Source organism: Prosthecobacter sp., assembly GCF_044222345.1.
Taxonomy (GTDB): Bacteria; Verrucomicrobiota; Verrucomicrobiia; order Verrucomicrobiales; family Verrucomicrobiaceae; genus Prosthecobacter.
In genome coordinates this window covers 1-8,615 of the sequence record NZ_JBGANL010000100.1, presented here as the reverse complement: position 1 = coordinate 8,615, position 8,615 = coordinate 1, and the positions used below count along the sequence as shown (strand labels likewise).

Sequence of the window (8,615 nt, the reverse complement as noted above, 5' to 3'; positions counted from 1 at the left end):
GCCGCAGAGATAGACAATGAGGCCGGGCTGACGAAGAGGCTGGCTGGGGGTGCTCATGGGATCGGCCCGAAATATCAGGTGGCGAAAACAATGACAAGCCTTTTGATGCGGCGCCGCCTCACTTTAGAGCATTTTAAATTATATTATAGCCTAATGGGGCGGCGGCGGTGACGCGGATTTGATGGGTGTGGCGGAGCACCGCACAGGGGACTGTGCGGACCACTTTGCTGTCGCCCTCGCGATAGCTTTGGATTTTTCAACCCAGATGAGGCCACATTTTTATTTAAAATGCTCTAGTTCTTCCGCGAACAGCAAGCAGCCTCCTTTTTAATACAAGATCAAAAAGTGAGCGCCCTCTGCGTAGGCTGCGGTGAAGCCCCAGACAGGAACCCCCGGCTTGATACCACGTTTGCCCGTGGCTTTGCCAGAGGAATCAAGCACTAGCCAGCCAAGCTGCCCGCCCTTCTGCCATCCGGTGCCCACGCTCCAGGAGATCAGCGTCTCACCGCGCGCATTCACGGCCAGGGCAGGGTGCCGCGCCTTGTCCTCCGAAACAGCCAGCGCCGCAGACGTCTCATCCAGCAGTGCGGTGTAGACCTTGCCCTCCGCCTCCCACGCCGCCCGCGTTTTCGATCCGGCGGCGACCACGCTCGCGCTGCTCATCGGGCACGCGTTGATGGCCCATGGTCCGACGTTCCGGTGCTGAAAAGTCACCCCGCCATCCGTGGAAGTCATCAGCGTGATGTCCCGCTGCGCCATGCTGCGTGCGGCCCGGTACAGCGTGATCAGCTCCCCGGTGGGGCTCACAAAGGTCTTCAGCGAGCAGCATGCGCACACGCCCGGGTCATCCCCATTCGCAATCCTGGGCTGCGAGAAGGTGCCGCCGTTGTCCTTCGATTGCAGCACAAACACCCGCCGGTTGATCTCCCCCGGCGCGGCACCCGCAGGCGCACCGTGCCAGACGATGTACACCTCCCCCTGCGCACTCGCCGCGATGGAGGCCCCGCCATCCAGCCCCTGGGTGTCTGCCCGCAGGTCACGCTGCTTCTCAAACGTGGCGCCATGATCCAAGGAGCGCGTGTAAAGCAGTGGCGCGGGCTGGTTTTTGCCGCCGGGTCCGTTCCACACCACGTGCAGCGAGTCATCCTTCCCCACGGCGATCTGGGCTCCGCGGATCGTGCCGGCCGCCACCGCGGTGGCCGGTGTACTATTGAGAGTGCGCGGCGCGCTCCAGCCGGCGGCACCGCTCTGCTTTGTCACGTAGCGCACATCACCTCCGCGCGGATCGCCAATCAGATAGACCAGATGCAGCGTGCCATCCCGGGTGGTGGCGAGCTGCGGCTGCACGCCGCCCTCCGGCACACGCTCAAAGCGGACCTCCTCCGCGCCATGGGTGAAAACCGTCAGCAGCAGGAAGGCGATGTGTTTTTTCATGGCGGCGGGCTCAGGCGAGCCGCAGCGAATAACGTTCCCCACGGCGGCCGAGCTTCACGCGCGCGCCATAAATTTCGCTCAGGTTTCGGCTGTTCAGCACCTCCGCTTTCGGCCCGGAGGCAAGCACCTGGCCGTCCCGCAGCAGCAGGCAGTGGGTGATGCTCGGCAGGATTTCCTCCACATGGTGCGTCACCAGCACGAGGGAAGGGGAGTGCGGCTGCACCGCCAGAGACTGCATCCACTGCAGGTACTTCTCCCGCGCCACCGGGTCCAGTCCTGCGCAGGGTTCGTCGAGAATCAGCACATCAAATTTGGCCATCAGCGCGCGGCAGATGAGGACCTTCTGCTTTTCCCCCTGCGAGAGCGGCCCCCACAGGGCCTCGGCGAGGTAGGCGCAGCCCACCTGCTTCAGCAGGCCTGCCGCCTCACGCAGCACGGCTGCGGGCGGCTCGTCGATCAGGTTCAGCTTCGCCTCGCGTCCGCTTGCGATCACGTCGATCACCGGCTCGCCGCTTTCCAGGTAGGTGGTCAGTGTGTTCGTCACCAGCCCCACGCGGCGGCGTACTTCGCGCCAGTCATCCTCGCCAAACACGCTCTCGCCGATGCGGAGGCTGCCGCCCGTCGCGCTGTCATAGCCCGTGATCAGGTTGATGAGCGAGGTCTTGCCGCAGCCGTTGGGGCCCAGGATGCACCAGTGCTGGCCGGGATCCACGCGCCAGGAGATGCCTTTGAGGATGGGACGGCCACGGCGGAAAGTGAGGTCAGAAACTTCGAGTACGGGATTGGACATGTGGCTGGATGATGGAATGACGAAGAGCGAATGTCGAGTCGTGTTGAACGGCATCGTTTAAAAGCTCAAGGCGGGGCCTGCTGGCCACGAGTTCTTTGAAAGGACCTACATCTCAAACGCTTCTATGTGTGGATAGAATTTGTCCTTTTGATTTTTCTCCCGTGACAAAAATAACCATCCTGCTAATCTCGAATCCCTTTCTCAAAAAATGTCAGTTTCCCCAGATGCCCAGCCACATTGCGCCATCAAATCTGATGACGTGCGTCAATTCAAGCTTGTGCATCAACGTAGTTTTTTAGTACTTTGTGCTGATGTGGAACGCACCCTGCAACTCATGAGACCCATTTTCTGTGCCGCTCTGACCCTGGCCGCTGTCACGCCTGTGTTTTCCCAGGCTCCTCCGCCTGCACCTCCGGCAGCCCCTGCTGCGCCTGCAGCCCCGGCTGCCTTGAACATCCAGCAGGAGACTGAGGCTCTCATCAACGCGGCCGGCGCGCTCTTTGCCGAGGCCAAATACCAGGAGGCGCTTTCCAAGCTCGCCGTCGCGAAGAAAAACCTCAACAACAAGCCCTTTGAAAGCATCCTCTTCACGGAAGGTGCCTGCTACTACAATCTCAACGACTACCCGAAGGCCATCGAATCTCTCGAAGCCTACGTGAAGGAATTCCCGCAGGGCTCCGCCATCATTGATGTCCGCATGGCCCTCGGCCGCTCCTACATCGCCAGCAAGAAGGAAGACAAGGGCATCGAAGTGCTCACCAACGTCGTCCGCGATTCGCCCGAGAAAAAAGCCGAGGCCGGTCTCATCATCGCCGACACCCTCAACAAGCAGGACAAAAAGGAGGATGCTCTCAAAATCCTCACCAACGTCCTCGCAGACGGCATCCGCAGTGCGGAGTCCATCCAGGCCGCCATGCTCGCGGCCAACATCTACGTTGCCAGCGGCCAGCTTGATCAGGCCACCGCCCTCATGGACAAGGTGCGCAACTTCGCCTCCGGTGGCGACAGTATTGCTCAGATGAACAACATCTATCTCAAGCTCGGCGATGAGATGATGGAAAAGAAGGCCTACAAGGAGGCTCTCGGCGCCTACCAGCTGGTGCGCAAGAAGAACGAAATCTCCCGCATTCAGACGGAGCAGGTGGCCAAGCTGGAGGCCCAGCTCAAGACCGCCAAGGGCGTGCGCAAGGACGAGATCGAAACGAAGCTCAAGGCCAACAAGGAAATCATGGCCGAAATCGAGAAGCGCACCGATTACGATGCCTCTCTCTATTACCGCCTCGGCCGCTGCTACTATGAAATGGGCTCTCCGACCGACGCAGGTGCGGGGGATGCCTCCCGCCTGTGGCAGGCGATTCTCGCTTTCGAAGTCGTGGTCAAAGATTTCAAGCAGTTCGCCCAGCGCGACAAGTGCATGTACGGCCTCCTGATGGTCAACGCTTCCTTGAAGCGGATCAAGGAGGCCCGCGAGCAGTGCCTGGAATTCATCGAAAACTTTCCGGATAGCGACATGGTCGGCGAGGTATCCTTGATGTATGGCATGCTGGCCTACCAGAACAAGCAGCTTAAAGAGGCCATCGCCGCTTGGAAAAAAGCCCTCAGTTTCCCCAAGGCCGACAAACAACGGCTGAATTTCCTCATCGGCAGCGTCCAGTTTGAACTTCAGAGCTTCGACGAATGCCGCACCACCTATGAACAGGTGCTCCAAGATTTCCCGGACACCATCTACAAGGACGATCTCCAGTACCGCATCGCCCTGACTTACTTCTATCAGAACGACTCCAAGAGCGTGACCAAGGCGCTCAAGACCTACATCAAGGACAACCCCAAGGGGCAGTATGTCGTCGATGCGCGCTATCGCCTCGCCTTCATTGATTTCCAGGGCGGCGACAAAAAGGCTGCGGAAACCGAACTGCTGAGCATCGCCAAAGACGCTCCGAACGATCCAAACATCGGCCAGGTGCATGCGCTTCTCGGTGATATTTACAATCAGCGTGCCGACTATGAGAACGCGATGATTCAGTTTGCCTTCGCCGTGGACAAGGCCAAGACCGACGACGTTCTCAAGTACGCCATGGATCAGGTGACGGATCTCTACGTCGGAGCCAACAAGTGGAAGGAACTGGCGGCCATGTGGCAGCGTTACTACAACACGAACAAGGACAACGACGACCTCGCCCTCAAGGCCATCCTTTGGATCAGCCGCGCCCTCATCAAGGAAGGCAAGGTGGAGGAAGCCAAGAAGCTCCTCGCGGAACACATCAAAACCCGCATCCCCATCGTGGCCAATCAGCAGGTGGAAGGCTTGATCCAGCAGCTCGTCTCGATCAGCGCGCCGAAACGCCGCCGCGCCGCCGCTGCTGCGACTGCTCCAGTGACACCGCCTGCGGATGGTGCCAAGGCCGCCGAAAAAGCTCCTGCGCCCGCGCCTGAGGTCACTTTTGAAGACGTGGAAAAGCAGCTCGAAACGCTGCTGAGCCCGCCGCAGACCGCCATGAATGGCACCGCGCAGATGCGCATTCTGTTTGCCAAGGCATGGCTCGCCAAGACGATGAAGCAGCCTGAGAAGGCCGAGAAGTTCCTCACCATCATCATCGAAGTCGCCAAGCCTGACGACCTCAGCCCCATGCTCCTCAGCATCGTGGGAGACGCCGCCCGCAAGAAGGGTGATCTGGAAAAAGCCAATGGCTGCTACGTCCGCCTCAGAGACTTCTTCAAAGACAGCGAATTCTCAGACGGTGCTCCTGTCGGCCTGGCTGAAATCGCCTTCGAAAAGGGTGAGTATGACAAGGCCCTGGAACTCTTCCGTGATGCCCTCAACAACTACCCCGGCAGCTCCCACGTGCTGGATGCCACGCAGGGTGAGGCCAAGACCCTCGTCAAACTCAAGAAGTATGACGAAGCCAAGAAGATCTTCGAGACCATCTCCAACACCAAGGAATGGCGCGGCCACGCCACGGCCAATGCCCTGCGCATGCTTGGCGAGATCGAGGCTCTCCAAGGCAAGCACGAGGCTGCCATCGCCTACTTCCAGCGCGTGTTCATCGCCCACCAGAAATGGAAGGATGAAATGGCCAAGGCCTACCTCCTCTGCGGCAAGTCCTTCAAGGCTCTCGGCAAGAGCGAGGAAGCCAGAAAAACGGTTCAGGAGATGATCGAACGCAAGGATCTTGAGACTCAGCCGGAAAAGAAAGAGGCTGAGAAACTCCTCCCCACCCTGTAATTTTCACGCGAACCCACCCCACGATTTTCATGCACTCGTTCGCCCGCTTTTTGCTCGTTTTCGCCGTCGTCGCCGCTGGTTCCGCCTTCGGGCAGGCCATCGTCCTTAAGGACGGCAACCGCGTCTTCTCCTCCGAGTTTTCCATCAGTCCGGAAGGCAAGATCGTCCGCACCGTCCAGATCGGTGAAAACAAGGCCACCACCATCCTGGAGAAAAAGAACATCGATTCCCTCGAGTGGCCCTATCCGGCTGAACTCACCGAATCCGCCGACCTTCTCGCCAAAGGCAAGACCGAGGAAGCCATCGCCGTCCTCAAGAAGGGCCGTGACTTCTTCGAGCATTTCGAAGGCATCGAGGGCAACTGGTACATCGACATCTATTTCGCCTACATCGAAGCGCTCAATCAGGGCGGCAAGTTCGATGAAGTCGTCAAAGCTCTCCCGTCTCTCCGCGCCCTCAAGCTCACCGACGCCCAGAAGATGCGCCTGCGCATCATCCAGCTCGACATCGAGCGCCAGACTTCCTCGGATTACGCGGGAATCATCGTGGAGGCCCAGAGCATCCTCAAGGAAACCGACGACTCCGCCATTGGCGCTTCGCTTTGGGCCCTGATGGCGGATGTGTACACCCGCAAGAAGGAGTGGGAAAAAGCCCTGCTGGCCTACCTGCGCATCCCCGTGTTTTACGGCACGCAGATGCAGCGCGTGCCTGAGGCGGAGCTGAATGCCGCCAAGATTCTCATCAAAATGAAGCGCTATGAGGACGCCAACGCCTTCCTCGCGCGTATCAGTGAATCCTATCCCGGCTCCCCGGTCGCCGAATCCGCCACCAAGGAGAAAGCGGCGATTGCCGGAATGAAGAATGTCCCCGAGGAAGAGGCTGAAGCCGCCGCTGCCGATGGCAAAACGGACGCAGCCAAACCGAAGGAAGGCGAGCCCGCCAAACCCACCGACTCCAAACCCAAAGCTTGAATCATTTCCCCATGCAAACCAACACTGCCACCATCATGACCCGCCACATCCCCAACGGCCCTGCCCGCGCGTTCCTTTGCGTCCTGCTGGCTCTGGGTGTCCTCACCTCCTTCAACCTGTATGCTGAAGACGCGGCTCCGCCGGAAGGTGCCGCCGCTGAAGTGCATACCGAATCCATGATCGACCGCTTCATCGAAGGCGGCTGGGTCATGTATCCCATCACCGTCTGCTCCATCGCTCTCGTCTGGCTCACCGTTGACCTATGGATGCGCACCGGCATCAAGAAGGCCGCCCCTCCGGCCCAGGTCGCCCAGGTGCAGGATCTCTTCCGCGCTGGTGACTACGTCGGCGCCTACCAGTTCTGCAAAGGCAGCCCCTCCGCCTTCACCAACACTACCCGCGTGGGACTCAGCTTCCTCGGGGACGGCCATGACGCCACCGAAGCCGCCCTCTTCAGCGAGCTTAACAAAGTCAACGCCGCCATCCAGACCCGCATCAACTACCTCTCCGTTATCGGTGTTTGCACCCCCATGATCGGTCTCACCGGCACGGTGACCGGGATGATGCGCGCCTTCTCCACCCTGAAGACCAGCGGTGCAGGGGACCCTGCCAAGCTCTCCGGTGCTATCGGTGAGGTGCTCATCGCTACCGCTTCCGGTCTCTTCATCGCCGTCCCGGCGTTCATGTTCTTCGACTTCCTCCGCAACCGCCTCCAGGTGAGCATGAGCGATCTCCAGGAAATCGTCATGGCCCTGTTCCGCAAGATGCCCTACTCCCATCTCAAGGACGCCCACGTCGGCGAAGAAGAATTCTATGCCGCCATCCCCAATTGGGTCGCCGGCGAAGCTCAGCCTGCCACAGCAGCCTGATTCACCCTTCTTTTATCCCTTATACTCAACCCTTGACCTTCTAACACTATGGGCGGCGGCGGCGGCGGTGGTGATGGCGAACCGGAGTTTCAGATTGCTCCGATGATTGACGTGCTCTTGGTGCTGCTCATTTTCTTTATGAGCATCACCTCGGCGCAGGTGTTGAGTATCGACAAGGAGATCCAGCTCCCTGTCGCCAAAGACGCCAAGAAAAAGGAAAAAGACGTTCAGAACGAGGCGAACATCAATGTGCGCTGGACGAATGGCAAGGCGACCATCCTGTTTGAAAACAACTCATATGATGTCGTGGAGCCGCTCGTGGAAAAACTGCGCGCCCGCCACGATGTCAACGCCAAGTACCGTGCGGTCATTCGTGGAGACAAGCGTCTGCCTGCGATCGAAATCCAGCGCGTCATGAGTGTCATCGCCCAGGCGGGTATTGATGACATTTCCTTCTCCGCCTTGAACAAAGAGTAATCCTCCTCCTCATGTCTGAACCCGGCAAAAAAAAGCATCGCGAAATCGAAACTGAACAGCTCGCTGTCGGCTTCCAGATCGCCCCCATGATCGACGTGGTGTTCGTCATCATGCTCTTCTTCATGGTCATGGTTGGTTCCGTGAAGGTCGAGCGCGAACTCAAAAGCCAGCTCCCAGGCCTCGCGCCGCCCAGCGCCGATGCCCCCACCGAAATGCCGGATGAAATCATCGTCGGTGTGGAGGAATCCGGTGCCGTCACCCTCAATGAAGAGGAGTTCGACAGCAATCGTCCGGACAAAGCCCTGCCTGATTTCATCAGCACCCTCAAGCGCCTGAAGCAGGAGGCCGACAACCGCAACGCCAAGGTCATCGTGACCATCCAGGCTGAAGAGCAGGCCACCTATGAGCGCGTCATTGATGTGCTCAATGCCCTCGCCGTCGCCAAGGTCGCCAACGTGACCTTCACGGTCGGTGGTGACGAAGGGTTCTGATTTTTTTGTCAGTGTTTGATCATCTGCACCCCAAGAAAAGGGGCCGCAGTTCCGTCCTCGTACTCTGAAAAGATCTTCTTCATGAATCCGTCGCAGCCAGGAACCCCGGAAAATCCGCAGAATCCCCAGCAGCCAGCGCCCCCTCCGGGTGTCACGCAGCCGCTGCCGCAGGGGTATCCCCAAGGTTATCCGCCGCAGGGCTACCCGCCGCAGATGCCAGGCTATCCGCCAGGATACCCGATGCCGCAGGGCTACCCGCCGCAGATGCCGGGCTATCCTCAGGGTTACCCGATGCCGCAGGGCTACCCACCGCAGATGCCGGGGTATCCGCCGGGCTACCCGATGCCGCAGGGTTACCCG

7 protein-coding genes and 1 pseudogene are annotated in these 8,615 nt (G+C 59.5%); 6 read left to right on the top strand and 2 right to left on the bottom strand.

Going from position 1 to position 8,615, the window contains the following annotated elements; translation table 11 throughout:
* Positions 1-327: 327 nt before the first annotated feature.
* Complete coding sequence (locus ACILSL_RS26025; RefSeq protein ID WP_395734997.1) at positions 328-1,434, bottom strand: sialidase family protein; 1,107 nt, start codon at positions 1,432-1,434, stop codon at positions 328-330.
* Positions 1,435-1,444: 10 nt separating this feature from the next.
* Entirely contained in the window at positions 1,445-2,224 is a 780-nt protein-coding gene (locus ACILSL_RS26020) for an ABC transporter ATP-binding protein (protein ID WP_395734996.1), read from the bottom strand.
* Positions 2,225-2,558: 334 nt separating this feature from the next.
* On the opposite strand from ACILSL_RS26020, the gene ACILSL_RS26015 reads away from it, so the two are divergent.
* From ACILSL_RS26015 to ACILSL_RS25990, 6 genes and pseudogenes are all read left to right on the top strand, one after another.
* On the top strand, positions 2,559-5,447 hold the full coding sequence (locus ACILSL_RS26015; protein WP_395734995.1) for a tetratricopeptide repeat protein: 2,889 nt from the start codon (positions 2,559-2,561) through the stop codon (positions 5,445-5,447).
* A 29-nt stretch (positions 5,448-5,476) separates the two neighbouring features.
* Positions 5,477-6,418: a tol-pal system YbgF family protein gene (locus ACILSL_RS26010; RefSeq protein WP_395734994.1), complete on the top strand. Its 942-nt coding sequence runs from the start codon at positions 5,477-5,479 to the stop codon at positions 6,416-6,418.
* An 11-nt stretch (positions 6,419-6,429) separates the two neighbouring features.
* Complete coding sequence (locus tag ACILSL_RS26005) at positions 6,430-7,287, top strand: MotA/TolQ/ExbB proton channel family protein (protein ID WP_395734993.1); 858 nt, start codon at positions 6,430-6,432, stop codon at positions 7,285-7,287.
* A gap of 48 nt (positions 7,288-7,335) precedes the next feature.
* Positions 7,336-7,764: an ExbD/TolR family protein gene (locus ACILSL_RS26000; protein WP_395734992.1), complete on the top strand. Its 429-nt coding sequence runs from the start codon at positions 7,336-7,338 to the stop codon at positions 7,762-7,764.
* A gap of 11 nt (positions 7,765-7,775) precedes the next feature.
* Positions 7,776-8,255, top strand: coding sequence for an ExbD/TolR family protein (locus ACILSL_RS25995; protein WP_395734991.1), 480 nt, complete (start codon positions 7,776-7,778; stop codon positions 8,253-8,255).
* An 81-nt stretch (positions 8,256-8,336) separates the two neighbouring features.
* Positions 8,337-8,615 (top strand): annotated as a pseudogene (locus tag ACILSL_RS25990) (hypothetical protein); the annotation flags it as partial.

Coding starts and splice junctions, on each gene's coding strand:
- ACILSL_RS26005 (WP_395734993.1), top strand. CDS start 6,430: ATGCAAACCAACACTGCCACCATCATGACCCGCCACATCCCCAACGGC.
- ACILSL_RS25995 (WP_395734991.1), top strand. CDS start 7,776: ATGTCTGAACCCGGCAAAAAAAAGCATCGCGAAATCGAAACTGAACAG.
- ACILSL_RS26020 (WP_395734996.1), bottom strand. CDS start 2,224: ATGTCCAATCCCGTACTCGAAGTTTCTGACCTCACTTTCCGCCGTGGC.
- ACILSL_RS26025 (WP_395734997.1), bottom strand. CDS start 1,434: ATGAAAAAACACATCGCCTTCCTGCTGCTGACGGTTTTCACCCATGGC.
- ACILSL_RS26000 (WP_395734992.1), top strand. CDS start 7,336: ATGGGCGGCGGCGGCGGCGGTGGTGATGGCGAACCGGAGTTTCAGATT.
- ACILSL_RS26015 (WP_395734995.1), top strand. CDS start 2,559: ATGAGACCCATTTTCTGTGCCGCTCTGACCCTGGCCGCTGTCACGCCT.
- ACILSL_RS26010 (WP_395734994.1), top strand. CDS start 5,477: ATGCACTCGTTCGCCCGCTTTTTGCTCGTTTTCGCCGTCGTCGCCGCT.